The sequence below is a fragment of the Paraburkholderia sp. BL18I3N2 genome, assembly GCF_003001875.1.
GTDB classification, from domain to species: Bacteria; Pseudomonadota; Gammaproteobacteria; order Burkholderiales; family Burkholderiaceae; genus Paraburkholderia; species Paraburkholderia phytofirmans.
Map to the genome: position 1 here is coordinate 648,751 of NZ_PVNC01000003.1, position 24,895 is coordinate 673,645.

Here is a 24,895-nt window from a genome sequence, read left to right on the forward strand (position 1 = left end):
CAATCCACGCGACGGATGCGAGTGCACGGTTAACGACTGCCACTGAGGCAATCGTCAGCCCGTCTTCGCCAGAGACGCGCGTTGGGCTTCGCCCTGCTTGCGCGGCCTTTCACTCACTCAGGGCTACGCGCTCGAGTTGTTCTCGGGGGATGTGGCGGACATCCTTGCCTTTGACGATATAGACGATTAGCTCCGCTATGTTCGTCGCGTGGTCGCCGATACGTTCAATGGCCTTGGCAATGCAGAGATAGTGCAGCCCGATAGAGATGGTTCGAGGGTCCTTCTTCATGCACGACACCAATTTTCGTACAAACGCACGAAATTGTTCATCGATAGTTTCATCATCGCGGACGACTTGAACTGCGGCAACCGTATCCAGGCGGGCGAATGCATCAAGCGCACGCCGGAGGAGACTTATCGCCATCTCGCCAGATAAGGTAATTTCCGTGGCGTCGATGGTCCTTGCCCTACCGTCATCTGCAATACGACGCGTTCGCTTCGCTACTTTCCGCGCTTCATCCCCGGCACGCTCGAGGTTCGTGACGGTCTTCGAGATTGACATCAGCAAACGCAGGTCGCGTGCAGCGGGCTGGCGCCGCGCAATAATGTTTATGCACTCTTCGTCGACTTCCGCTTCCATCGCGTTGAGTCGACGCTCGTCGACAAGGATTCGGCCGACGAGGTCCAAATCGAAGTGATGGAGCGCCTGCATTGCATTGACGACTTGTGACTCAACGATGCCGCCCATCTCGAAGACGTTCGACAACACCAGATTGAGGTCCGCGTCGAATCCGCTGGAAAGGTGCTTATCGGGCATTTGAACCCCCGTCAGCCGAACCGGCCGGCTACACAAGCCCCGTTCGATTTAGCAACCACTGCATCACGGCACGCTGGCGTCGAAGCACCGATGGCCGAAGAAAGACGACATGCGCATAGCTGCTATCACGGCCCTCGGGCCCCCATTCATAGCCTGCCTGCGGCGTGGTATCACTACGACTTTGCTGGTCGGCCAGTCTTGACGGTTTCGACCGCAGAAACAGCGGCCAGCAGACCCTCTGCGGTGGGCGCCGAGTCGAGCAAAAGCAGGCCGGCGCGAAGAAGCTCACTCTTTTTCACCGAGACGCCTGCGTCCAGACACTTCTGTTTCAGTGCCGCGATTTTCTCGTAGTCGGATTTCGGCATTGTGAAGCTGTCGCGCACCACCTTCTCTTTCTTAACGCGTTTTGCCTTCACGTCCACCGCAGGACTGACTGCTTCAGTCTCAACGGGTTTTGCGCGCTTCTGTTTGGCGGTCTTCGTCGGTGCCGGTTGGACATCTGGGGCTGCGGGAGTGTTTTCCTCACTCACCTGCTTCGCATCGGCTTTAGCGTGGCCGTTGGCATTCTTGGGAAAATGAAAGGCGTTCTTCGTCGGCTTCCTCACAATGGGTTCACTCATGGCAATCTCCAGATTGATAAACAATATAAACAGTATATACCGTTTATTGGCGGTTACCAGACCGCGCGGGTCTTATCGACTGCCGAACTCGCGACGCAGAACGGGCCGAGAGGCAGTTGGGAGCTGGCGTGCGATGAGTCAGCCGGCGGTAGGCTAATGTGAGGATGCTGCGCGGACATGGGCGTTCTCAAGCGATGTAACCTGGCGCCTCGCGAAGCCCTGTCCCTCGCTAGCATGTAATCCACAACGCCTTCGGTACGAATTGGAAAATACGCGAAACATACCGAAAAGCGTGTCGGTGCGTGTGGCGGGCGACCCGCAACGCGTTGACGAGCACTCGATTGTCGAAACCGTAAGTCGACGGCCGGACAACCACGAACCGACTTGCTCCATTATCGCCTGCACCGCCTCATGGTCCGCGAGCGTAGTCGTGCGGTGAGAAAGGGGCGACTGCGAGCAGGTCGGCTAGTCGTTGTCGTGGAAATGGATATGGCTATCTTAGACTGGATACGCGACATGTGCGGTGCCGGACAAGGTTGCAACTCTTTGGCTAGCAAGAGAAATAGATGGGCGGCGACAGCGGTAACCTGGCAGAGCAAGTCGCTCCACTCGCTACGACGTGCCGTTAGCCTGTGGCCGGTGCAAGACCATCACTTTCCCCGGAACCTCGACGCGTGCCCGATAAATTTGAGCGCTGCGAGATTCAGCGATAAAAAATGTCTCGGTTCTCAGGTCCGCCGAAAGCGAGGTTCGTGGAGAGATTGCCGGCCGGCGTATTCACACGGTAGGTCGGCTCGACTCGTGCGTTGAAGACCCAGACGGCTCCCGTACCAGCATGGGCAATCAGCAGACCGCTCGAGGAATCGAGCGCCAATCCGTCAGGGCCAACGCCGCTCGAAAGCTGGATGAACGTACCGACGCTCGCGACACCCCCATTGAGGATTGGCACTCGCGACACCGCGTTCGCACACGTACCGCGAGCAGCAGCGCGTGTTCGTCGAGGTTGACCCATATTCTGCGGACATCAACATAACTCCGTTGCTTCGATTGGTCAAACTTACCGAAGGCGCTGGTGCTCGTCGAAAATTGGAAAGCACAAAATGCATGAACTTGCTGGGCAATCCGGCAGCACGCGGCATAACTGGCCGGGCTGATGTAGAGCATGCAATTAACAGGCTACCGCATGGCTCGTGCGTCCACAATCGGCCGATAGACCCAAAGCAGTGTTCGCAGCCGACGCAGTGCTACGCGAAGCTTGTGAAGCTTCTCGGCATTGGTATTGCTCCGAAGAGCAGCCGCCTCTTCGATGGCTTCGCTGACTAATGGGTTGGGATAGGTGGTGAAGTTCGCCTCCGCGAGCGCTTCGATGCCGCGCGTATGGTTGCCTTCGTCTGTATCCATGGTTGTTTCCTCGCCTTGCAGATACATCAGAGGCGCCAAGAACCGTACCTTCCGCGGGATGGCTTGCTGACCGGTAGGCGCGGCGCTTGCTCGAAAAGATTTGCGGCGCTTGTGGCGTGTCCGGTCAACGCGTCGTCACTTCCGGAGCCGCATATGGATGAACAATCGAATTCGGGAAGCGGCATAGCGGCTGACGGCGGCAGCTCGCCGCGCTGGGTGCCGTGGTGCCTGTTGCGACCCACGCAGGGGGCAATCGGCTACGTTCAGGTACTGGCGAAGGAGGCGACCTATCTTGAGCTTGGACCTGAAGCAAGACGTGCGTTCGCAGAAGAACAGGCCGTCGCAGTTGTTCATGGGCCGTCAGGGGCGCTCCACATAATTGACCATCATCATTGGGCGCGCGCATGGTTTGACATGGGCCTGCCGGAAGCGCCGGTTTGCATCAGGGAAGATTTCCGCGACCTCACGGGAGAGCAATTCGCGAAGACCATGTCGGAGCGGGGTTGGCTGCACCCCTTTGATGAAAACGGGCGGAAATTTCCGCTCTCTGACCTGCCTGAGTCTGTTGAAGCAATACCTGACGACCTCTTTCAGAGCCTCGCTGCATTTGTAAGAACAGCAGGCGTTTTTGAAAATCCGGGTGAATTCAATGCCAAATTCGCGTGGGCTGATTTCCTGAGAGGACACGTTGCCCGGCGCCCTGCGACAGTGGATGGATTTGCACTCATGCTTGCGGAAGCGTTCGCAGCCTCGCGGTTGCCCGAGGCGAGGCAGCTTCCCGGGCTCATTCCAACCGGGGGTCGCGAGCATGACTAAACGTTATATTGTGGAGGTCTGTTTTGAGGACGAAGGCTTGCTCGAGCTCCCCGTTGATGCAACCTACACGTTACGGGCGTTCACTGGCGAAACCGACATGCAGGTCAGCGTGTTTGAGACACTCGATGAGAATCTCGCCGCCCAATGGGCGCACATACTTGACGCCGAAGACCGAGCCTACGTCGCGCGGGTGATGGATGGAAATAAGCTCGTTTCCCAGCAATGCGCGCGGAATCCCGGTTGGCGCGCAACCTAGTAGCGCCCCAATATCTGCTCCGATTGAGACGCGGTCTTACGGCGAGCACGTGTCTGCCGTGGTGTGAGTGTCCTGTCGATGTGCTTTTTTCATGTGGTTGAATGGCATTCGTGCTTCAGGGGCAGCAGTGGCTCACGTCGACGTGGGACAAACTATCGGGTTTCCGGCAGCCGTGTATGTAGCGGCCGCCTGTGTATGCGCCACCGCTACTCTGCCGTCTATGAGCAGCCCGCCCGTACGCGCCAGCGCGAGTCATCGCGGGCTCTGAACAAGTCATCGGCTGGAATGGTGACGGGTGTTGGGACGGACATCGTGACTCGAATAGGCGATTGGTGCGCGCGCGGATATCACCACCATCGCTGCGCCTAACTCGCTCCTCAGGTCAGTTAAGCGACAGGGACCACGACCGATGCGACAGTACGAGGTCAGCAGCGAAATGCTACGATGGTCGCGCCGTGTTGCGCCGGTTCTCGATGACGTGCTTAAACCGTCCGGATGCCCACCCACGCTCCGCGCACGCCGCTCAGGCGGGGGCCCTTACGATGAGAACCCCGAAGCCGAAGGGATGCGCGGCAGGCAGTTACCAGTGTCGACAGGGCATGTCGACTAACACTTATCTTTTCCGCGCAGTTTTGACCTGTTCAACGGCCTGCTGGGTCGCTTTGTTTGTGGCGGAAGTTGCTGCCTCAATGTAGTCTTCGGCAATTTCCGGTGCTTGTTCGGCGGCCTTTTTACCGGCTTCAATTGTCCCGTCCGTCGCCTCACTGCCGGCAGTGACAGCCGATTGCATCGCACTCACAGCGGCTTCGCTTCCCGCCGACGCATTGCTCGCGACCGTGTCTACCAACGCCTGCGTCTTCTGCTGTTGCTGCTTCAGTTGGGCCTCGGCGCTCGCGGCAAGTTCGGCCTGGGTGCCGTACACGATGGTGCTCACGTGCCGCCAGTACGACTGTGCTTCCTGCATGGCGGCTTGCGCCCGCCTTGCCTGCAGGGCGAATAGTTCCTGCGGGTCTTTCGTTGACAATGCCAGGTCTGCGATTGCCTGATTTTCGGCAAGCGTCGATTTGACCGCCCGCACGTTCAGTTCGGTCAGCTTTTCGATGCAGCCAAATGCCTTGGTCCATACATCGGACAGCGTTTCCAAACTGGCTCTTTGCAAAGCAACCATTGGTTGACCAGAAAGACTGCTCATTACAACCTCCATCTGGGTAAGGTAGCGGTAATCCGGAAGCCATCCTTCTATGGCCGCCCCGAACAAGGCTACTGGGCAGGAGTCTGGTTGCGAGCAAGGGCTGTTCCAGGGAGTCTGTGCAATGTAAGCTATCCTGAGAATCATAACCGGCACGACCGGCGGCGTGCCATACAGACCGCTGGCAGGTACAACGATGCACGCGACACAGCTGGCATCCGAACGGCAGGTGTCGTGTCGGCATGACTGGGCAAGACTCAGCACTCTGGGCGACCCAGGCCGTGCCGCTGGGCCGGCTCCGGCGCGAATGCCAAGGGCGACGGCCTGACGGCCTTTATCTGGGCGCCTTCCTGCGCGTTTTTCTTCACACAGAGCAGTGCGCGCCGCCGCTGCGAGCCGCCACTCAGGCTTCGTACTTGAATGACAAAGATACGCGCGCGCGATACTCGACGACCTTGCCGCCATCAACCCTCATGTCGAGCTTGCCGACTTCGGCAACGCGCAAATCTCGTAGCGAATTCGCAGCGAGTTCCACAGCATTCTTCGCGGCATCTTCCCAGGAGTTCGGGCTGGTGCCGATAATCTCAGTGACGCTGTAAACGCTGCATTCAGTGTCCTGCGTGGCCATGATTTCCACTCCTCTCGGTTAGGAGGCGCGATTCCCGCACCTCGGTCATTTCATCATAGGCCCCGACGTGCCAACCGTCGTCGCTGCCCTCGGAGCCGCGCGTCTCGGCTGGTTAGCGGCCGGTGGAGAATTTCGGATGTTGCGCGCCGGCCACCTATATCGCAGGCGTTCGTTCCTAAGAAGGCCGGCGCTCAATGGAGCGATTGGCCTCGTTCCGAGCGCTGTACAGGCAACTATCGCCACTTTTTCCAACGTGATGTAGCCAAGGACGGAGCCGAAACTCTTCGCTCGAGTCGGCATTACCCTTCAAATCTCTACCTGCGCTCCCAGTTCGATGACCCGATTGGGCGGAATCTTGAAGTAATCAGCCGCGTCGCGAGCGTTGCGAGACATCGTGGAATACAAGGCTTCCCGCCATAGCGCCATGCCGGCTTTCGGCGTGGCGAGGACTGTCTGGCGGGCGATAAAGAAGGAGGTTTGCATCGGGTTAATCGAGAGTCCAGCATGCCGACCTTTTTGCAAAGCGCGCGGTATGTCGCGCTCATCCGAGAACCCATAGTAGACGTTGACTTGATAGCAGTTGTGTCCAAGCGGGACCACCTTGATGCGTTCCCTATCCGGAACTCTGGGGATGTCGGTGGCGTACACAGTCAAAAATATCGTTCGTTCATGCAGCACCTGGTTATGCAGTAGGTTATGCAACAGTGCATGGGGTACGCCGTCACCTTCTGCACGGAAGAAGACGGCCGTACCAGGCACGCGTAGCGGTGGATTGATGAAGAGCGACTGGAGGAAGTCTTCGAGAGGGATGAGTTGGCGTTGGAGGCTTTGGAATACCAGTTCGCGCCCCCTTCGCCACGTCAGCATGAGCATGACCATCAGCGCACTGATTGTTAGCGTAAACCAGCCGCCGCTAATGATTTTCAAACTCGTGGAAGAGAACAAAGCGACGTCAATCGTCAAAAAGAATCCGGTCGCTGCGACCGACAGCAACAGCGGAAATTTCCAGCCGAAACGAACAACGAAGAACGTCAGCAGCGTCGTCGTCAACATCGTAGCGGTCGCAGCAATGCCATAGGCCGAAGCCAAATTGGAAGACGAGCCGAATCCCACGACGGCCAATATGACAGCCGTGAGCTGGAGCCAATTGACGAGTGGGATGTAGATTTGCCCCTTTTGACTTTCAGAGGTCTGGAGGATACGCATACGGGGCAGGAAGCCCAGCGCAATAGCTTGCTGAGTCACTGAAAATGCACCAGAGATTGTCGCCTGCGATGCGATAACCGTCGCCATCGTCGAGAGCACTACGAGCGGATAGACGCTCCAAGGGCCCAGTTGCAGAAAGAAAGGATTCGAAACCGCTGCCGAATTCGATAACAACAAGGCGCCTTGCCCGAGGTAATTGAGTGCCAGCGCGGGAGCGACGATAGAGAACCAGGCCAAGCGAACTGTCTTCTTGCCAAAATGGCCCATATCAGCATACAGCGCTTCCGCACCGGTGAGCGCCAGGACAACCGCACCGAGGGCGACGAAGGCCAACCACCCGTTGTGGATGAGAAAGCCGAGGGCGTGGAGCGGATTGAAGGCAATCAGAATGACCGGGTTCTTAGCGATATTAGCAACGCCCATCGCAGCAAGCGTAATGAACCAGACCAGCACAATCGGGCCGAACCATTTTCCGATACCGGCTGTGCCCCTGCGCTGCAACAAGTACAATGCAACCAGAACGGCCAATGTCACAGAGATAACATACGGCTTAAGAGCAGGCGCGGCCACTTCCAAGCCTTCAATGGCCGACAAGACTGAAATGGCTGGCGTAATCACACCGTCGCCGAAAAATAGCCCTGCGCCGACCATGCCAAGCAGCATCACCGGATAGTACCAACGGGATTTCTGAGTGACCGACGATAGCGCTAACGCGGTCATCGCCATAATGCCGCCTTCCCCTCGGTTGTCCGCCCGCAAAACAAGAGTTACGTACTTGAGCGAAATCACGATTATGAGGCCCCACAAAATCAGCGAGACCACCCCCAGCACATTGACAGGGACAAGCGAAAGACCGTGATGTTTCGCGAATACCTCCTTCATTGTGTAAAGCGGACTGGTTCCAATGTCGCCGTACACAATTCCAATGGCAGCCAGCGTCAGCGCAGCAATGCTACTTTTATTGGAGTCTGTAGTCACGACGCCGCCTCATTGTTGAGCCTCAAAGCATGTAACTGCGGAGCAAACTGCTGCTCCAGCCCACTACAACTTCTGCAACCGTCGCATCGCATCCGACAGCAACCGACCTCCGCTTACGTTCCGGCAGTTCGCCGCGACGGCGCTTCCCCTTGTGACAGTCATTATAGGCGGGTGCCATTCTTGCCCGCTCCGAATCCGTAGCCGCGAAGTTCGCGCAAGTCTATGCATTGGTTGTCGACCATGATGTTGACGTGGTCGAGACGCTTGACCGACTCTCAATCACACAGGATTCTCACATGGACAACACGGCGGAAATCTTGATTGTGGGCGCTGGAGTAGGCGGACTGACTCTTGCGCTCGCTTTGCATAGTAAAGAAGAAGCTCCTTAGTCCTCGTGAGATTGCGATGTTGTTTGTGCTGTTCAGCGCGCCAGGACAGGCGTCGCTCGCAGACCCAGATGCTGTGCCCCTTCAACAAGAACAATTGGTCGAAATCGTATCAACAACGCCCAGGAACGCCGAATTCCGGTTGACATCGGAGGGTACTGAACTATTGCGGCGCCTGGGGTTGGCGAGGACGTGACAGACAGGTCACCGAGACCGGGACGAGCAGGCACATAGGCACTGCTCGTCCGACCTGCCGCACACACGTCGAATCAGAGTACCGCCTCGGACTGACTACGAACGCTGAAGAATTTCTCCACCGGCATGACTGCAACGACCCCGTCGCCGGCAGTGCAAACATGTGCAATATCCATGATTGTCCTGATTAGCACATCGACGCTTTCCGTCTGTACGAAAATTTCGATTTTGACGTGCTCCGTTGCCCAGTCATCGGCGAAGAGATTCGGGTGCGCATCGAATCCTCCGATAGTTCGCGAGACCGTCTCATACTCCTTTAATGCCGCATTTTTCATCCATTGCAGCCTGAGTCTTGTCGGAATCCTGAACTCTGACCTGGCTCATCTTCCAGGCTGTCTCTGCGATGCCCTAGGTAAACCTCGCATGTCACCGCCATGTGGTCTTCGAAGCATTGCAGACGGGAATGGTGAACGCCGAGATTTCGGCGTCGTGCCGTCCGCTGTGCATGCGCCTTTGTGATGAACGATGCCGGTACAGGTTCTGCCGCTACAGACTGTCGCAAAGCAAACACGGGAAACTCTCTCCGACGGCGAAGCTACATGCCCACCCACGCCGCAACCGCCGGTCGCTGGTGCACCTCCGAATAACAGACTCCCGCAAAGACCAATGGTTAACATGTTCAAGGAAGTTCACTTCGAGTGAAAGAGTTAAAAGACATTGTAGCGACGTCAGTTAGCCTGGGCAGGACCCTAAATTTCAGGCCGCCGCCCCATTGCACCGGTATCGGTCGAACCCTGATGACCGCAGTGCACCGGCGGTTGGAGCTAGAGGTTGCCTCTTCCCACTGAGAAACATGCGGTCAGACCGATAACTAGCAACGAATATGATTGGACGAAACGAATGCTGTCTCTGTTAGTTCTGGCTGTGAATGCCAATCATGATGGTTCTTCTCCGCACGAATGAACGGCACTGATTTACGCTCCCGGCGCTTCTATACCATCGCATATTTCGGTGCAGGCTGATGCCGCTTGGGAACAGCCGTTGCTCACCTGATGGTACACAAACCATCAGGAGGCGAAAATGGCTACCCATCCAACTGAGCAACGTGCGCCCGCTGGTGCCTCTATATTTCAGCCACATTCTGTCTCTCTGAAACCAGTTGCGAAACCAGAGTTAGCAATTGCTCAACGGCCACTGGCTTTGGAAGATAGGCGCCGAAAACGGACGCGTGCGGGTCTGTCGGCGGCGGGCCGTCGGATAGAAGGATGACCGGAAGGCCTTTCCCCGGGCGGGCGGGCGTGTCGGAGCAATTTGTATACACCGGGTCCATCCAGCATCTTCCCATCCGTGATAACGACGTCCAGAAGTCTCCCAGACACCATTTCGAACGCCTCCAGGCCATCGAGCGCCGTCATGATGTGATGACCCTCAGACTTCAGACACAGTCGCAGAACCTCAATCAGATGAGGCTCTTTGCCTACCAGCAATATTCTGCTCACGGACTCCCCACTTGACTCCTTCACACGCGCGCATGGGACGTGCCTGGCAGTGCGCGCAGCGGACGGGCACATCCTGGAGGTTCAGCGGTCTGAGGCGCGACACGACGCGGGGCTGTCGCGGGCTGAGGCGCCGCACGTGATGCTGGCAAGCGAAGGCCTCAACGCGGGCGTGGCTCGAGCGTATCGTCGCGCCGGCGAATCACAGCAGAACTGGCCTGTCACCTGAATTTCTGGACCCCGGCGTACTCACCGGTACGCCCCTGCAAGCAGCGGGTTCAGCGTCACATCCCCTTGTCCTCGCCCAGTCCGGGATGCAAATGAATATGCAGGAGTGTGAGCCAGCGCCCGGGAAAGATTGGACAAATCCAGGTTATGTGAGGCGGACGGCCTTCCAAAACCACATGGCCCTTTCTGACCGCTGCGCCGAATGCCCTGCGTGCGTCAAAAATGACCCATCGGTAGGCAAGTAATACGGTCGCCGCGCCATACCAAACGAGAGCGGTAGGTGATACGGCGCCCGCGCTCAGGTCGACAGTAAGTGAAAGCAGCAGCGCGCTGAGTTGTGCGATGGTGCCTGCAATGAGGGCTGTCGACAATTGAGCTTTGAGCTTGACCTGGAGTGCTGATTTCAAAACGAGCCTCGTTACCGCCGAACGAATTTCGCCGCTTGCGACGCGAGCGCCCGACGAAACGATTCGCAGACTACACTGCGCGCGACTGCGCACAAGTCGGTGAGAGGGCCGACCGTTTCGAGGCCCCGCATCGGCTGAATGGACCGACGACGAGCGGCCGGTCGCCTGCCGTGCGTTCTCGCGTCTCATTATTATTGTCCCCTCAAAATGCCGCTACATCGAAGTTATTTCGGGCTCGGAGGCAAACGTCCGCGCTGCGCTTGAAATTTTGAGGGCGGACGCGATTGAGCGGCTTGCTCCCGATGAACCTCGACTTCGGCTGCATCGTACGGCCCGGGATGTCGCTGGCTGGCAGCAGGCACGCACGCCACCCGGGGAAATGGCTTTTCCTTGTGGCATACACGTTGCGCGCCCAAAGGCATATCCGCACAAGCAGCACCCGGTAGGACCTTACGTCTCTGCCATCGAGGAAATCATGACGAACTATCGAAAGCGACAGGCGCGCCCCGCAGCGCGCGACAATGATAAGGATGAGCCAGCTAGCGACACCCCGGGCTCCTCCGGCTCGTCCGTGCCAGACAGCGCTGCCCCCGTCCTGCAGTCCGAGGATGACGACGCATTAGTCGACGAAGACGCGCCGGGGTAAGATGCGGCCGGACGAGGCGTTCCGCCGAAAAACCGACCTATACGTGGAGTGGATGCAGCGCGTGGAGATATCCGATGGACGACCGATTTGACAGACGAGAACTGCTACTTCACCTCGGGGACATGCTCGAAGCCTTGAGCTGTTCGGCCCGGACAGGCGCGCCCGACACGCTGGTGGTACAGTTTGCGAAGGAACAGGACTTGTTTCGGGACTTCGAGTTCCTCCGGGTGCTTGCCCCGACGATGACGGTGGACGATTTCAGCGCACACGTCGCCAGCGCGTTCTTCCTGTGGCCAAGAGAACTGCTCGATGCCGAGCTCAACCGCTAAGCTCTTGCGTGAAACCGTCCAACACGAGCTCTTGGACGGCAACCCTCACGCTGGAACTCCTACGTCGCTCATATCCAGAAGAAGGTGAAGTGGTTCGGGACGGGGCTCCCTGAGAGGAAAAGGAACGTCTCGGACGACCGAGGGCATGGTGCCGCGGAGGAAGTCACTCCAGTCGGGGTCGCGCAGTCCGCCGGGCGGAATGCGCCCGGGGCACGAAAGGGTTGGCTCTGGCCCGACCCAAAGACGCCGCGCTGACCGCTGCCGTCGCGGCGTTCCAGGCCGGATTCAAGGTCGCCAGCGCGCCCCGCCCCAACCTTGACGAAAGCGTTGTCAACGACAAAGTCTCTCTCGTGAAAAGGACCGGCGACCGACTTCTCGAGTGAGCCGCCTGATGAAGCCTTCGACGCTGGGTCAACGCGTTCGCCCAAGCCCCGCAGGCATGCGGTTAATGGTGACGCGTCGTGCGGTCCTTCGCCGCTTCCCTGGCGTCACCGACGTCTTTTTTGGCTTGTCCCGCGGCTTGCTGGACATCGCCTTTCAGTTCCCGGGACGGTCTGCCGGTGACCTTGCCCATTGCCTCGTTGACCTTGCCCTTCATTTTTTGAGCAACGCCTTTGACCTGGTCCTTGTTCATGATGCATTCCTCCGAATATGCGACCGACGTCGCGTTAACCAGATTGCGACACTATCGGAAAAGCGTTTCGTTCGTGAAGCAAACGGCGGGGAGCGGGAGATGCGTCCTGGGACGCGGAACGGCCGAAGCATTGCGACGTTTTCGGCGCGCGCCACCGACCCGAAAGGCGCCAGCCCCTGACCTGGCGCGTGGCGCCTGCCTGAGTCGAAAAGTCGGTGATTTCATGCATCGTCGACGTGGGCCTGTAGCGATGTTGACGCCGCGTGCAACCCGCTGTTACCCCTACTGGCCGTTTTGCCTTGGGCCGTTCCGTGTGCTGTTGACGTCGCTGTTCGCGCCGCTACGTGTACCCATATTCAGACCATTGGCCTTACCGCTGTTGGAACGTCCCGTCGAAGGGCTACTGCGCGCCTCACCGACGCCACTCGCCGTGACATCCGGAGAACCGTATCCCCCCTCGTTCGGGGTCTTCATCCATCCGGCTGCGACACCCGGTGTTGCCTTCCCGTCAGCATTGCCACCGGCCTGTGCGTACGTTATTGCCGACAGTGCCATCACGAGAGCCGAAGCGCAAAACGTCCTACCGAAATGTCTCATGGTTCACCCTCTCAGAGCAGATGTCTCATGCAAGCGTCTGCCGCTCGCATGACCTAGGCGCCGCATAGTTCGTGCCTCGTGTCGCTGAGTCGTTGCGAAACGTCACGCTCGTCGCACTGACCGGCTACGCCGCGGAGTCCGACATATCACGAGCGTTAGCTGCAGGCTTCGACTACCACTTGACCAAACCGCTATCACTCGAAAAACTGCAATACATCCTGGCGAATCGAAGTGGGGCAAGCTGGGGATTGATTTGATAACCATCGGAATTGCAGGGAATTGAACGTCCGCCCCATTGGATGCGCAGCCTCGCCTGATAGGCATGGCAGCAGCGGGGTCACTCCCGGTCGTAGGCACCCGGCGTGACCGTGCTACTCGACCGCGGGCCTCTGCGGGCCTCAGGATATGAATGCCGAAGATACCGGCGCCCATCGCGACATCGCACGGTCGGAACACACCGGGCGAAGCGTTTCGCGCAAAGGTCGCGATGACAGCAGCAATGCCACTGTTGACTCGAACGCATCAAGGTCGACCGGTTTGAGAAAGAACGCGCTCCAGAGGGCTGGCTTCCGGTGAGGCTGCGCGTGCGCCGAGACCATGATTACCGGTATCGCAGCAAGGGCGGGATACAACTTGAGCTGGCGGCATAAATCGACGCCGTCCATTTCAGGCATGCTGCAGTCCGTGATAATTAGGTCCGGCATGCTTTTTCCAGCCTGGTCCAGCGCGGCCTTCCCGTCCGCCGAGAGGAGGACCCTATATCCACGCCATTCCAAGGCCATGCTCAAGGCGGCCAGAATGTCCGGCTCGTTATCTACTAGAAGGATGGTTGGCATTGGGAACGTCCGAAGCAGCTAACCACTCGAGCGCAACAACCATACCGTGATGCAAAGACCGAAGTTCCAGAGGCGGGTTCGTCTGCGCCGGACTGTAAGCCTGGGGGCGTTGCAGGTCGGGCAGGCGAGCGTTACCGGAACCGGCCGCCGAACACTCGCGCTGAACCATCGAAAAGCCATTCACCATTCAAGTCGGTCTGCTTCCTGAGTTCGGCTCCGCGGTCGGACCGTCCGCGCCTGGCTGCTGCCGCACGTCAATCAAGTGGAGGCAATCATGGACGAATCGAATGGCAACAAAGCTTCGTCAAGCACGTCCGGGGCGCCGCCTTTGTCGCGGTCGGCAGTTTCGGAAGCAATGGAACCGGCGGCCAGCGCGCCGGCATCCGACTCTAAAGACAGCAGTTTCCAAGGTAATGGACCGGCTGTGCTTGCCCAGCCGCCGGTGGAGGGTGCGGAAGGAAAAGGCAGCAAATTGCGCGAGCGGATAGCACGACAGCGTCGAAAGCGACGCTAGCCGTGATTAAAGACGTTCTTGCCGACACACAGGAGGCCGTTGTAACCCGTTACCGCCTCGTGTCGGATTCAACCGACGACTTGGTTCACGGCAGCCCGCGGAGGCGATAGCATTCGCGGCACTTGGCGGCGTCATTGTCGGGATGCTGGCCGCTCGCTGAAGAAGCGATTATCGGGACGGGGCAACGCTTTTGGTGAAGGAAATCCATTGCTCTCCGCGCCGTCCAGCGCGGGCGCTCACGGGCGGCATTGGCTTTTGATACGAGGCAGTGTCAAGGGTTACCGCTCAAGCAACTGCGTTTGCAGCCACTTCAATGCCAGCGGCGAGGCCCGCCGCTGGCGAAAGCCGGATGGCACTACTTGCCCAGCGCCTCTGCCGCGACTTTCTCTTCCGCAAGCAGGGAAAGTTTCTCGTCGGTCGCCTTCTCTTCCTTCAACGTCTCGCCCAAAAGGTCAACAGCGGCCATCTCGCCCAACTGTTTTGCCAGCGCTATCAACGAGCCATATGCGGCGATTTCGTAGTGCTCCACCTTCTGGGCCGCAGCGATGAGAGCGGTGTCGAGGACCGGGCCCCTTTCAATGTTGTCAATCTGCTCCTGGCCTTCCTCGACCAGACCCTCCATGGCAACGCACTTGACGCGTTTGAGCTTGATTCCGGTGGCCTCGACGACCTCGTCAATTCTTCCAATCTGACCTTGCGTTTCTTCCAGGTGCTTCTCAAATGCCGACCTGAGACCCGGATTGGTTGATGCGCGCGCCATCCTGGGCAGAGACTTCGTCATCTGTTTTTCGGCGCTGTAAATGTCGGACAGCGAGTGGATGAACAAATCCTTCAGCGTCTTCGTAGTCATGGCTACTCCTTCACTGGGTTTCGACTCGCACCTGCCAGCGGGTGCGGGTGTGACATGCTTCGCTTCTCATGAGAGGAGCGTGCGCCCGCCGCTCTGCTAACGCACGCGGCGCCGCGTTTCATCCTCCGGACCGGTCGCGAGCGCCGCACCTTGGGCGTACGACGCCCTGGAGGCTCCGCCGCTTTCGACTGCCGGCTGATGCCGGAAACCAAGTGCTCCTGCGCCGAGCGCTATGACGGCGCCGACAACCAGTGCGGCCACCGAAAACCAGCTCGCGCGAGCAACGGCACGTGCGGCAGTGTCGGCCGCCTGTCGCACATCCGCTTCCGCTTGCGAACTGGACGCTACCGCGGTCACTGAGGCGATGGCGTTGCGCGCCTGTTCCGCCAGTGCATTTGTCGCACTATTACCCGCGTTCGTCTGACTCGCTGTCGCCCCAACCGTCGCACTGGCCGACGCAACGTTCCCTGCGACACTGACCGCACCGCCGATGAGTGATGCCATCTCGAACACAACAAAGAGAATCATCACCGCCCACGCCAGCAGCCCATGCAACCAGCCAAGAACTGGTGCACAGCGACCGGCAAAGTACGCTCCGGCGAACACGGACACGACCGTCGTGATAATCATCCAGACGCCCGAGCCGAAACCGAACGCCCGGGAGGGGTTTGGCTGAGATAAGGGGTTGAGCAATGACGCACCGATTGCCGTGCCAAGCACGCTCATCGCAAGATAAACAACGAGCGAGATGATGACGCCGGTGAATACCGCTCCCCACGAAACGCGCGGGAGGCCCGCTTGGGTTACTAGGAGTCGCATGGCCAGTCTCCGGTTGAATTGGTTGCTTCAGATGCATCCGCCGGAGAAGCCCGGCACGAGAGCCCCGCAAGCGGCGTTCCACGGGCGGGTGGCTAACTGCCCACGCGGGCTGGGCATTATTCAAATCCGTGGTTTGCCGCGCTGACCACGGGCCATCCCTGACGCCCGGCGCCAGGTGTTTTCTTGTGTAACGAGGCGTCCGACGTGAAAACCCCGCTCCGTTTGCACGACTCTGAGAAGTCCAGCCGACACGAAATATTCGGTTTCAGAACTCACAACTTTGCGGTCAACATCGCGATAGTCCAGGACGTTGAGCAGATGAACGGCCAGAAGCCGTCCCCTCCACTGAATCGGAGACCAACATGGACACCGCTGCCTTCAAAATCGCCGCGGTTGCAGCGCTTGCGATGTCGTTCACGGGCGTTGCATCGGCGCAAACTAACTGGGACGCGACTCATCCCGGCCGCGCGGAAGTCAATCAGCGACTCGCGAATCAGGACCGTCGTATTCATCAGGAAGTCAGGGAAGGCGAAATATCGCACGCCAAGGCGGCGAGACTGCATCGCGATGACCCTCAGATTCGCCAGGAGGAGCGTGACATGGCAAGTCAGAACGGCAGCCACATCACCAGGCGGGAAGACCTTGCGTTGAACCAGCAGGAAAACCGCTTAAGCCGGCAAATCGGGCAATAGCGTTTATTGCCAGCGCCACCGCTAGCGACAGCACAGCGAAAGGCAAGATGCAGCGCTGGCGTTGGCGGCCTGCGCTCTTTCCGACGTCGGTTGTCCTCAGACTTACTGGAGGGGGACATGAAGAACACCAATGAGCAATCCCTGCGTTGTCAGGTCGAAAAATGGCTCGCATCGGGGCCCGCGACGCCAGTTCATGTGACCGCTTTCAGCCGCACGAGAACGGGCGGGCGACGCTACGTGTGCGTCGAGACGTCTACCCCGGCCGGAGCGCGCGCATTATTCTTCTTCAGACACGATGACGGCAGTTGGTACGTATTCCCGCAGCCTACCAACGGGCGGAAGTTGGCCGCAGAGCATCCTCTCATGCATGCGACCGCCGCCACCTTTTGACGGCGGTCGCAACTTCGCCGCGGTGAATCGTGGCGCTCGCAATTCAGCGCACGCGGGCTGGTCCGCAGCCATCGAGTCGCCTTTCCGTCGGACGAGCGACGCGCAGTGACTCACATAATGTTACTGCGTGGCAATGCAGTAACAGCCGGACCACGCCGAGGCCATCGGCAGGAGCCAATTGCAAACTTGTTGATGGTGACAAGGCGGCGGACGGTCGCTGCGCCGGAATCGCGCACTCTGTCTTTTACTGCCCGCCATACTCCGCGTTTATCCGGTCAAGTTCACCCGACTGGCGCGCGCTCTGAAGTTCCTGTTTGACCTGCGCCCGCGTTTTGCCCATTGACACGCCTGACTCGCTGGTCGTGGCAGAGACACCGCCAACAGAGTCTGTCGAAGATACGGCAGGCCTGGTGGCCTGCATTGCAGGCGACGTCTCCTGAGCCTGAACGTACCCGAATGCGAGAGCGGCGACACTACATGCTGCTAGTTTGAGCGGTTTCATCTCCATGTACTCCATCTAACGTGGTTCGGTCGTTCGAACCAAGCAGGAGGGTCAGATTATCCCGACCCTGCCTCGGCGACGGCCCGTACCGACGGGTCGAATCGGTTACCTGGCAGCGTACTCCTCAGGACGAAGGAAGTCGGCGACCATCGGGCTTCACATCGTGCGGATTCGTCCCCGGCACTGCCCGGTGCAATGCGTGCTGTCTGAGCACCAGCGCTCGAAGGCGGCTTGTCTGCGTTACGGTGACGACTGACAAATCATGCGCGCCGTATGAAACGCCGTCTGCGCGCGCCAGAAGCAACTCGGCCTCCCCATTGGCGAATCGGACACGGGCTGATGCGTCCACCACGACAATGGCCGGTCTGAGCAGGCCCAGTGCCCCCGATACCAGGTCCCGTTCAACACCGAGTCGACCAAGGCGTAGATGTTGGCTCGACAATTCACTAGCGGGATGCTTCGTGAGCCACACCACAATATTAGGAGGTCGGGTCGAACTTTCCGGCCAATATTCAGACGTGTTGAAGATATTCAAAGCGGCATGTCATAGCGCTAACACTCGCCTTGTTTTGTGAGTGAAAGCTCTCTCGGCTGCGCGCCTTCCGCCGTAGAAACGGTAGGCCGAGCGAGCTGTGGGAAAAAGACGGCAGCCCCGAGGGGGACGAGCCACAACTCTTGCAGGCGAACCGTTCGGCGGCGCGACGCAGGCAGCGCGTCCTTGCGTTGTCGCTGCGCGCCGACCCCTCGACGTGCCGGACGCTATCCGGTTTCCTCACGCGAACGCATAACGCTCGTGACCGGAACTCGACTTGAATTACGCACGATAGCGCGCTCGGCGCCCAGGGTGCCGGGCAGCTTCTGGCAGAAATTCTTCCTCGTCAGTCATCCGACGGCCTCAGTGATTTGTAGTGCATTTGTCGGCCCCTTGATTGCGGTTGCGTCGTTTATCTGCTCCGCTGGAAAGGTGCCGCTCGCTGCAGTACTGTGGAACGGCGGCATCAGTTTCGGCTGTGTCGCCTCTTTCATCTTTGCAACCTCATCATTCTTCCCATCCTCAACATCTACCGGAAGTACTACGGCGGACGGATGACGGTGTTTCTCGCGGTGGCCTTCTAATTTGCGATGGTCTCGCGGTACGTATCAGTTACCGGAGGCGTCGGGGTTAAGCTGGTCTCGTGGTACATGGCGAACATCAGTGCCGCTGACCACGTAGACAACTGACTCGGCGATATTGGTCGCGTGGTCGCCAATACGCTCGATGGCCTTCGCGATAAACAGGTAGTCCAGTCCAATCGAGATTGTCCGAGGGTCGTCCATCATGTACGTCACGAGCTTGCGCACGAAGGCTCGAAACTCGTTATCGATGGCTTCGTCATCCCGGATAATCTGTGCTGCTGCAACGGTATCCATCCGCGCAAATGAATCCAGCGCTCTGCGAAGAATGTGCGAGGCCATTTCGCCGGAAACCTTGATTTCAGAAATGTTGATGCTGCGTGCGTTGGTTTCCATGCCAATGCGGCGCGTCCGCTTCGCAATCTTCCGGGCTTCATCACCTGCGCGCTCAAGGTTTGTGACGCACTTCGACGTGGCCATCAGGAGTCGCAGGTCACGTGCGGCGGGCTGTCGACGAGCGATGATGTTGCAAACTTCTTCGTCGATTTCAATTTCCATCGCATTGAGCCTACGTTCGCCATCGAGGACCTGCTCAACAAGTGGCAAATCCAATGTGTTCATTGCCTCCATAGCAAGCGCAATCTGCGATTCCACGAGGCCGCCCATTTCGAGCAACCGGCCTGAGAGCAGGTTGAGGTCAACATCAAATTGTCTTGAGATATGCTTGTCCGACATGGTCGCTCCTCGGTCAAAGCGGCCGTGACAAAAGCCGGCAATTTTCCAGCAGCACGGGTTCGAAATTTCTATCCTTGGAACCATGCCGACGCGAACTCGCCGATGGGGCGCCACCTCTCACAGATACTTGACCGTCCAGTGCGACGCTTAGCCCTGGGTCACGACCAACTCTACGGTATGCCTGCAATTCGCGAACCACAATCGCGCATAGTTGCCGCGTATAAAAGAGACCCGGAATCGCTTCCGGGTCCGAATGGGGTGGTCATGATATTGCTACTTCCAGAACAACGCATTCCTGCGCCGAACTTTGCTAGCAATTTAACCACCTGCGTGGTGGAGCAAACAAACCGGTTTGGGCAGAGTTGCATCCCATGCGTCAGAGACGGAATTTCCTAACGCGCTATCTGCACTGCAGATTAGCGCTTCTCCTTAAGGGCTGCTTATGCGCGGCGACGAATGCGTCGAATCGTTACGCCTGTCGCGTTGGTTACAAAAAAAGTGAAAGGGTTGCGCCTAGGTGTCAGCGAGAACGCAGCAGCCGACAAACTGGCGGACGCAGGGACCAAGTTTTATAGGCGGCCGCGCCCGGCGCTTCAGGCAACCGCGCCGAACAAGACGCCGACACCTGACGACGCGCCCATGGCCAAGGAGCTCCAGAAGACGACGCGGATAACGCCGGGGCCAACTTTCGCTCCGCCAGCTCTCGCTGCGAGACCGCCCAGAGCGGCCAGTGAAACCAGCGCAGAGACCGCGATGGATGGCAGCAGCACCGGTTCTGGGGCGAGTGCAGCGACGAAAACCGGCAACGCGGCCCCGGTCGCAAAGCTGCAGGCAGAAGCCAGCGCGGCTTGCAGAGGTCGGGCCGAATTGATTCCCGAAATGCCCAGCTCGTCACGCGCGTGAGCACCCAGCGCGTCGTGCTCCATCAGCTTTTCGGCGACCTGTCTGGCAAGCGGCATATCCAGCCCCCTGCGCACATAGATTGCTGTCAATTCCTGATGCTCGCGCGAAAAGTCGGCATCGAGCTCAGCCTGCTCCTGGACCAGGGCTGCCTTTTCGGTATCCCTCTGAGAGGAAACCGATACGTATTCTCCCGTCGCCATCGACATCGCACCAGCAACCATGCCGGCGATGGCCGTGAGCACAACGCTTCCATGGGCGGTGTGCGCTGATGCGACTCCGGCAACAAGGCTCGCCGTCGAGACAATGCCATCATTGGCGCCCAGTACGGCGGCACGCAACCAGTTCACGGATTCCAGACGGTGCGGTTCCTTATGGCCCCTTGGCATAACTCCTCCACGTTCAAAACATAGCTCCACGGTCTGAATGTCGCGGCGCTGAAGCGAGCTGGATATTAGCCGAGCGGGTGGCCTGGAGAGCCTGTCGTGCGCCGTCCCGCTGACAAGGCACCGCCCGCGCATTTCGCGCCGGCGACGACGAGCCTGGCGATTCACGCTTGAGGCTTGCCTCCAGGCTCGGCCATCGCACAACACCGGATGGCGTCGGTGGTCGGTCATATGCTTGTATCCGCATATCGCGCAAGTGAAAGCGTCCAACTCGGGAACCGAACTTGCCATCAATTCAGCAAACGTCGAAGGACGCGGCGAGTTGGCTGCCATGGGTCAGGCCGCTGCTTCCGACGGCTCTACTTCCACCGTGACATGCGACAGTCCCTTGAAGCGCTCGAGCACTGCATGATAGAAGCGCGAATCTCGCTGCCGCTCACTGGTCGAGACCGACACTACGGCGCTCATGTGACCCGGACCTACGCGCCATACGTGCAGGTCAACAACCTTGTCGCCCCGGTCCTCGATAGCATGACGCACATTCTCAGCCATGCCTCGGTCGGGATTCATGTCGAGCAATATCGCGCCCGTGTCGCGCATCAACCCATAGGACCAGTTCCCAATCACGAGCGCTCCGATAACACCTGCGAGCGGGTCCATCCAGAGCCAGCCAAACGCACGCGTCAGTAACAGGCCAATAATTGCCAGCACGGATACCGCCGCGTCGGCCATCACGTGAATATAGGCGGAGCGGAAGTTGTGGTCCCGGGTAGCTGCGTCGTGCACGTCGTGGCCGTGCTCGTGCTCCGTGAAGTCAACCTCGTGCTCACCGTCCTCCATTCGCACGATAGCCTTGAAGGCGCGCGGCTCTGGAATCTTGTCCATCGATTCAAGATACCCGTCGCGGTCTGCAAATGCAAAGACCTGACGCGCGCCGTCAGGTCGCACCGTCGTCACCAAAACAGTCGAAGCATCCAGTCGCGAATTGTCTATTGCGGGCGTAACGCGAAAAACGGGGGGCACGCCATCCTCGAAGATGGAAACGGCCAACACGCCGGACGGAGTAAAAAAAATCTCCTGCGCTTCTTCTTCGTGAACGTGGCCGTCACGACCATGGCTATGACCGTGACCATGAGCATGGCTGTGTCCGTGATGGCCGCCGCTCAGCAGCCATACGCTTGCCAGGTTAACAAGCAGACCGACCACCGCGATGGAAATCGCTTCGCCGAAGTGGATGGGCACCGGTGACAGGAAACGTGAAATCGCCTCGTAACCAATCAGCAGCGCAATCATCGCAAGCACAATGGCACTTGTGAATCCTGCCAGGTCGCCCAGCTTGCCCGTACCGAACACGAAACGCGCATCAGTGGCGTGTTCGCGCGCGTACGTGTAGGCGAGTGCCGCAATCAGCACGGCGCCCGCATGGGTCGACATGTGCAGACCGTCGGCGACGAGCGCAAGCGCCCCGAACATACTGCCGCCGACGATTTCAACCAGCATCATCGCGCTGCACAGCGCAATCACGGCCCACGTCTTTCGCTCGTTCTGTTCGTGACCGGCACCGAGAAAAATGTGGTCATGTCCCCGCACCGAACGCGGCGTCTATGAAATCATTCATTTCCAACCCTAATCACTTGAAATAGCTGTGAACAACTTCGATGAGCTGTTCGGTGGCACTATCGCCTGGCTCATCGCCGCTTTCCGCGTCGACGAGGTGGTTCCTGATGTGGTCCTCGAGCACGACGGCAAGCAGGCCATTCATCGCCCCTCGGCAACTCGTGATGCGCTGCAGGATGTCTGAACAGCCGTGCTCTTCCTCCAGCGCCCGTTCAACGGCTTCGACTTGCCCCTTGATTCGGCGAACCCTGTTGAGAAGCTTCTGTTTTTCCTGAACGGTATGGCCCATGGCATATCCCCTTTATACCCTGGGGGAGTATATACACTTTCTGGGACGCATATAGGGGGTCCAGGTATTTGTCGTGGTTGCGATGGCCGACCCTGACGACCATATACCTACAACGTGGCAAGCGCTCGAGTTATCGAAGCGGGCAAACGGTGGCCGCACCTTGATTATTTCAAGCTCGTCGACAAGCGCTGCGGACATGCCTCGCTGAGCCAGGCGCACATTTCTGCCAGCTGCTCTGGCAAGCCCTGCAGCATCCCCGCTAAGCCATCCATGCGGTTGCGGACTCAACCGGTGACGCCCAGTTCTCTCGCGCGACGTACGCAGGCCTCCCGATAGCCCACGCCCTGCACCTCGCCACGGACCCGAACCAGTCGCGTCTCGAGCGGCCCGTTCCTTATCGTGGGATTCCACGCGCGTACTCCCGTTGCATAGCGACGCAGCCGCAACGGGTGGAAGATGGGGCGACGAGGCGGCCGCAAAAATCCTGCGTCGTTCGCTCGGCTCGCGAAGTTCATCCCGACCTATGGTTCAGAATTCGCACGGAGCGCGTGTGATATCGTTGGCCGACCGATTGCAGACGCCCTTTGTCTGAAGGCCTGCGTGCTCTGCGACCAGCCGTAGTGTCAGGCATTCGTCCTGACAAAAGCAACGCGATGGTCAGAACGCAAAAACCTGCTCCCGCGTAGAACGTGGCCGCCGCACCCAAGCGGTCCCACAAGGTACCGGCGATAACGCTAGGCGCAAGCGTAACGACGCCGCTGAGAAGGTTGAAGAAACCGAACGCGGTGCCGCGCAGTTGCGCGGGCGCGGTGTGAGAGACCATCGTGGCGAGCAATCCTTGGGTCATCCCCATGTGCAGACCCCATAGCGCCACCCCCGCGAGCACAACGCTCCAATGCGTGCCATGTGCGAGCACCACATCCGATGCAATCAAAATAGCGAGGCCCGCGACCAGCAACCTGGTGTGGCTCATCGTGTCGGCAAGTTTCCCGAACGGATACGCCGACAGCGCATACACGACGTTTGGCGACCATCACGAGCGGAACCAGCGCAATCGGCACACCGCTGCGCATCGCGCGCAGCACGAGAAAAGCTTCGCTGAACCGCGCCAGTGCGAACACTGCGCCCACGACCACCACCCACCAATAGCTGGTGCCGAGTTGTTTGATGCTGTCCCAGCGAATCGGATTGACCCGCTTCGCACCTGGTTCTCGCGCCGGCTCCTCGATGCCAAATGCCAGCAGGGCGACGGCGAGCAGACCGGGAATGACCGCCAGCCAGAATGCAAGCCGGAAGTTGTCCGCCCACAGCAGCATGATGACAACGGCCAGCAGCGGGCCGAGGAACGCGCCGACAGTGTCAAGCGACTGACGCAGCCCGAACGCCGCGCCTCGAAGGTGCGCCGACGTGACATCGGCGACGAGCGCGTCGCGTGGCGCGCCTCTGATGCCTTTGCCCACCCGGTCGATGATGCGTGCGGTCATCACGATACCGATGGTCGACGCCACAGCGAAAAGCGGCTTGCTCAGCGCACCCAGCCCATACCCGGCCACTGCGAGCCACTTCCGATTGCCGAGGTAGTCGCTGAGGGTCCCGGAGAACACCTTGACGATGGGGGCGGTCGCCTCAGCGAAGCCTTCCAAGAGGCCAATCGTCGTTGCACTGGCACCGAGACCTGCCATCAAGAACATCGACTGTGGATGATTTCCGATGAAACATCCATGAACAGGCTGACGCAACCAAGAATCCATACGCTGCGCGGAATCTGTCGAAGAACACTGACGTGCGGTTCGGTTCGCATTGGGCCTGTCTGTAAGGAGGTTTGCCGCTGTTGAGGTTAAGGGCGGTTCCAACGCGTCAAGCTACGACGTGACCAGCCGAGGGCCACGCAAGCGTCGTTCTATCGCGTCAGGCTTGTCAACGTCGAACAGTTCCGGTCCTGGCGAGGCGCCGAAGCTGTAGGTGGAGCGGCCGACACGCTTCGCCGCGTACATGGCTGCATCGGCGACATCGAGCAGTCCCTCAACTGTCCACCGGTCCGGACAATGTCGCGATGTCGGTGCTGACGCCAACCGGGAACCGGCCACCGCACTTCTTCTCGCCAATGGCGCGGACTTTTCGATGGTCCCATTTCTTCCGGCGCAACCTGCCGCCACCTCAAAGCGATGCTGAATTCGAATCGCTGGTCAGAAAGGCTGTGAAGCTCGCGATGAGCAACGCAGCGCTCGGACTTCCGGGTTACCCGGGCAAGCCGGCTGACGGAATCGGCAACTTTGTCACTCGGAGCGGGAACTGGGCCCTCGCTGTAGCCGATGGGCCTGGCGCGAGGCCGGGTAAGGGATAACGTCGCAGGTCAGACTGGCAGTCCCCGTCATGGAGCGACTGACAGCATCTGTCGTTATCCGGAAGAGCTCCAACTCCCA

23 protein-coding genes and 3 pseudogenes are annotated in these 24,895 nt (G+C 59.1%); 6 read left to right on the top strand and 20 right to left on the bottom strand.

Going from position 1 to position 24,895, the window contains the following annotated elements:
• Nucleotides 1-109: 109 nt before the first annotated feature.
• The 4 genes from phoU (B0G75_RS12615) to B0G75_RS12630 form a co-directional block, all read right to left on the bottom strand.
• The gene (phoU, locus tag B0G75_RS12615) at nucleotides 110-817 is read right to left on the bottom strand and encodes a phosphate signaling complex protein PhoU (RefSeq protein WP_106305699.1); all 708 of its coding nucleotides are present in this window, start codon (nucleotides 815-817) and stop codon (nucleotides 110-112) included.
• Nucleotides 818-990: 173 nt separating this feature from the next.
• Nucleotides 991-1,437, bottom strand: coding sequence for a hypothetical protein (locus B0G75_RS12620; protein WP_106305270.1), 447 nt, complete (start codon nucleotides 1,435-1,437; stop codon nucleotides 991-993).
• Between the two features lie 703 nt (nucleotides 1,438-2,140).
• Nucleotides 2,141-2,449 carry an SMP-30/gluconolactonase/LRE family protein gene (locus tag B0G75_RS12625; RefSeq protein ID WP_106305272.1) on the bottom strand — a complete coding sequence of 103 codons (309 nt, stop codon included), beginning with the start codon at nucleotides 2,447-2,449 and terminating at the stop codon, nucleotides 2,141-2,143.
• Nucleotides 2,450-2,613: 164 nt separating this feature from the next.
• The gene (locus tag B0G75_RS12630; RefSeq protein ID WP_106305275.1) at nucleotides 2,614-2,838 is read right to left on the bottom strand and encodes a CHAD domain-containing protein; all 225 of its coding nucleotides are present in this window, start codon (nucleotides 2,836-2,838) and stop codon (nucleotides 2,614-2,616) included.
• A gap of 153 nt (nucleotides 2,839-2,991) precedes the next feature.
• Here B0G75_RS12630 and B0G75_RS12635 point away from each other — a divergent pair, with 153 nt between their 5' ends.
• Together B0G75_RS12635 and B0G75_RS12640 are read left to right on the top strand one after the other, a co-directional pair.
• Nucleotides 2,992-3,654 carry a ParB/Srx family N-terminal domain-containing protein gene (locus B0G75_RS12635; RefSeq protein WP_181309239.1) on the top strand — a complete coding sequence of 221 codons (663 nt, stop codon included), beginning with the start codon at nucleotides 2,992-2,994 and terminating at the stop codon, nucleotides 3,652-3,654.
• Nucleotides 3,647-3,910, top strand: coding sequence for a hypothetical protein (locus B0G75_RS12640; protein ID WP_106305281.1), 264 nt, complete (start codon nucleotides 3,647-3,649; stop codon nucleotides 3,908-3,910). The genes B0G75_RS12635 and B0G75_RS12640 overlap by 8 nt, the downstream gene beginning before the upstream one ends.
• Nucleotides 3,911-4,523: 613 nt before the next feature.
• On the opposite strand, the gene B0G75_RS12645 is transcribed toward B0G75_RS12640, so the two are convergent.
• The 5 genes from B0G75_RS12645 to B0G75_RS12670 all read right to left on the bottom strand — a co-directional run bounded on the left by B0G75_RS12645 (nucleotide 4,524) and on the right by B0G75_RS12670 (nucleotide 10,623).
• Nucleotides 4,524-5,102 (bottom strand): phasin family protein, encoded by a 579-nt coding sequence (locus B0G75_RS12645; protein WP_181309240.1) that lies wholly within the window; start codon nucleotides 5,100-5,102, stop codon nucleotides 4,524-4,526.
• Nucleotides 5,103-5,502: 400 nt separating this feature from the next.
• The gene (locus tag B0G75_RS12650; RefSeq protein WP_106305287.1) at nucleotides 5,503-5,727 is read right to left on the bottom strand and encodes a dodecin family protein; all 225 of its coding nucleotides are present in this window, start codon (nucleotides 5,725-5,727) and stop codon (nucleotides 5,503-5,505) included.
• A gap of 306 nt (nucleotides 5,728-6,033) precedes the next feature.
• Nucleotides 6,034-7,911: a potassium transporter Kup gene (locus tag B0G75_RS12655; RefSeq protein ID WP_106305290.1), complete on the bottom strand. Its 1,878-nt coding sequence runs from the start codon at nucleotides 7,909-7,911 to the stop codon at nucleotides 6,034-6,036.
• 655 nt (nucleotides 7,912-8,566) lie between these two features.
• Nucleotides 8,567-8,827 carry a P-II family nitrogen regulator gene (locus B0G75_RS12660; RefSeq protein WP_106305293.1) on the bottom strand — a complete coding sequence of 87 codons (261 nt, stop codon included), beginning with the start codon at nucleotides 8,825-8,827 and terminating at the stop codon, nucleotides 8,567-8,569.
• 1,445 nt (nucleotides 8,828-10,272) lie between these two features.
• Nucleotides 10,273-10,623, bottom strand: coding sequence for a hypothetical protein (locus tag B0G75_RS12670; protein ID WP_106305299.1), 351 nt, complete (start codon nucleotides 10,621-10,623; stop codon nucleotides 10,273-10,275).
• A 720-nt stretch (nucleotides 10,624-11,343) separates the two neighbouring features.
• On the opposite strand from B0G75_RS12670, the gene B0G75_RS41290 reads away from it, so the two are divergent.
• On the top strand, nucleotides 11,344-11,598 hold the full coding sequence (locus B0G75_RS41290; protein ID WP_258194412.1) for a hypothetical protein: 255 nt from the start codon (nucleotides 11,344-11,346) through the stop codon (nucleotides 11,596-11,598).
• 445 nt (nucleotides 11,599-12,043) lie between these two features.
• Here B0G75_RS41290 and B0G75_RS12680 read toward each other — a convergent pair whose 3' ends face one another.
• The 4 genes from B0G75_RS12680 to B0G75_RS12705 form a co-directional block, all read right to left on the bottom strand.
• The gene (locus B0G75_RS12680; protein ID WP_106305302.1) at nucleotides 12,044-12,232 is read right to left on the bottom strand and encodes a CsbD family protein; all 189 of its coding nucleotides are present in this window, start codon (nucleotides 12,230-12,232) and stop codon (nucleotides 12,044-12,046) included.
• Between the two features lie 995 nt (nucleotides 12,233-13,227).
• The gene (locus tag B0G75_RS12695) at nucleotides 13,228-13,665 is read right to left on the bottom strand and encodes a response regulator (RefSeq protein WP_106305311.1); all 438 of its coding nucleotides are present in this window, start codon (nucleotides 13,663-13,665) and stop codon (nucleotides 13,228-13,230) included.
• Between the two features lie 869 nt (nucleotides 13,666-14,534).
• Nucleotides 14,535-15,029 carry a ferritin-like domain-containing protein gene (locus tag B0G75_RS12700; protein WP_106305314.1) on the bottom strand — a complete coding sequence of 165 codons (495 nt, stop codon included), beginning with the start codon at nucleotides 15,027-15,029 and terminating at the stop codon, nucleotides 14,535-14,537.
• A gap of 96 nt (nucleotides 15,030-15,125) precedes the next feature.
• Entirely contained in the window at nucleotides 15,126-15,848 is a 723-nt protein-coding gene (locus B0G75_RS12705) for a hypothetical protein (RefSeq protein ID WP_258194413.1), read from the bottom strand.
• A gap of 407 nt (nucleotides 15,849-16,255) precedes the next feature.
• On the opposite strand from B0G75_RS12705, the gene B0G75_RS12710 reads away from it, so the two are divergent.
• The gene (locus tag B0G75_RS12710; protein WP_258194447.1) at nucleotides 16,256-16,540 is read left to right on the top strand and encodes a hypothetical protein; all 285 of its coding nucleotides are present in this window, start codon (nucleotides 16,256-16,258) and stop codon (nucleotides 16,538-16,540) included.
• A 117-nt stretch (nucleotides 16,541-16,657) separates the two neighbouring features.
• Complete coding sequence (locus B0G75_RS12715; RefSeq protein ID WP_106305320.1) at nucleotides 16,658-16,930, top strand: hypothetical protein; 273 nt, start codon at nucleotides 16,658-16,660, stop codon at nucleotides 16,928-16,930.
• A gap of 244 nt (nucleotides 16,931-17,174) precedes the next feature.
• On the opposite strand, the gene B0G75_RS42025 is transcribed toward B0G75_RS12715, so the two are convergent.
• Nucleotides 17,175-17,447 carry a DUF4148 domain-containing protein gene (locus B0G75_RS42025; RefSeq protein ID WP_106305323.1) on the bottom strand — a complete coding sequence of 91 codons (273 nt, stop codon included), beginning with the start codon at nucleotides 17,445-17,447 and terminating at the stop codon, nucleotides 17,175-17,177.
• A gap of 883 nt (nucleotides 17,448-18,330) precedes the next feature.
• Between B0G75_RS42025 and B0G75_RS12725 the strand changes: the two genes are divergently transcribed.
• Nucleotides 18,331-18,522, top strand: coding sequence for a permease (locus tag B0G75_RS12725; RefSeq protein WP_258194448.1), 192 nt, complete (start codon nucleotides 18,331-18,333; stop codon nucleotides 18,520-18,522).
• A gap of 50 nt (nucleotides 18,523-18,572) precedes the next feature.
• Here the strand turns inward: B0G75_RS12725 and phoU (B0G75_RS12730) are convergent, their stop codons facing one another.
• From phoU (B0G75_RS12730) to B0G75_RS12755, 6 genes and pseudogenes are all read right to left on the bottom strand, one after another.
• Nucleotides 18,573-19,280: a phosphate signaling complex protein PhoU gene (phoU, locus tag B0G75_RS12730; protein WP_106305326.1), complete on the bottom strand. Its 708-nt coding sequence runs from the start codon at nucleotides 19,278-19,280 to the stop codon at nucleotides 18,573-18,575.
• Nucleotides 19,281-19,873: 593 nt separating this feature from the next.
• Nucleotides 19,874-20,569, bottom strand: coding sequence for a VIT family protein (locus tag B0G75_RS12735; RefSeq protein ID WP_106305328.1), 696 nt, complete (start codon nucleotides 20,567-20,569; stop codon nucleotides 19,874-19,876).
• 333 nt (nucleotides 20,570-20,902) lie between these two features.
• Nucleotides 20,903-22,184 (bottom strand): annotated as a pseudogene (dmeF, locus tag B0G75_RS12740) (CDF family Co(II)/Ni(II) efflux transporter DmeF).
• A 12-nt stretch (nucleotides 22,185-22,196) separates the two neighbouring features.
• On the bottom strand, nucleotides 22,197-22,472 hold the full coding sequence (locus tag B0G75_RS12745) for a metal/formaldehyde-sensitive transcriptional repressor (protein ID WP_106305331.1): 276 nt from the start codon (nucleotides 22,470-22,472) through the stop codon (nucleotides 22,197-22,199).
• Nucleotides 22,473-22,604: 132 nt separating this feature from the next.
• Nucleotides 22,605-22,912 (bottom strand): annotated as a pseudogene (locus tag B0G75_RS41300) (acylphosphatase); the annotation flags it as partial.
• A gap of 191 nt (nucleotides 22,913-23,103) precedes the next feature.
• Nucleotides 23,104-24,273: pseudogene (locus tag B0G75_RS12755) on the bottom strand (MFS transporter); the annotation flags it as partial.
• Nucleotides 24,274-24,895: the final 622 nt, after the last annotated feature.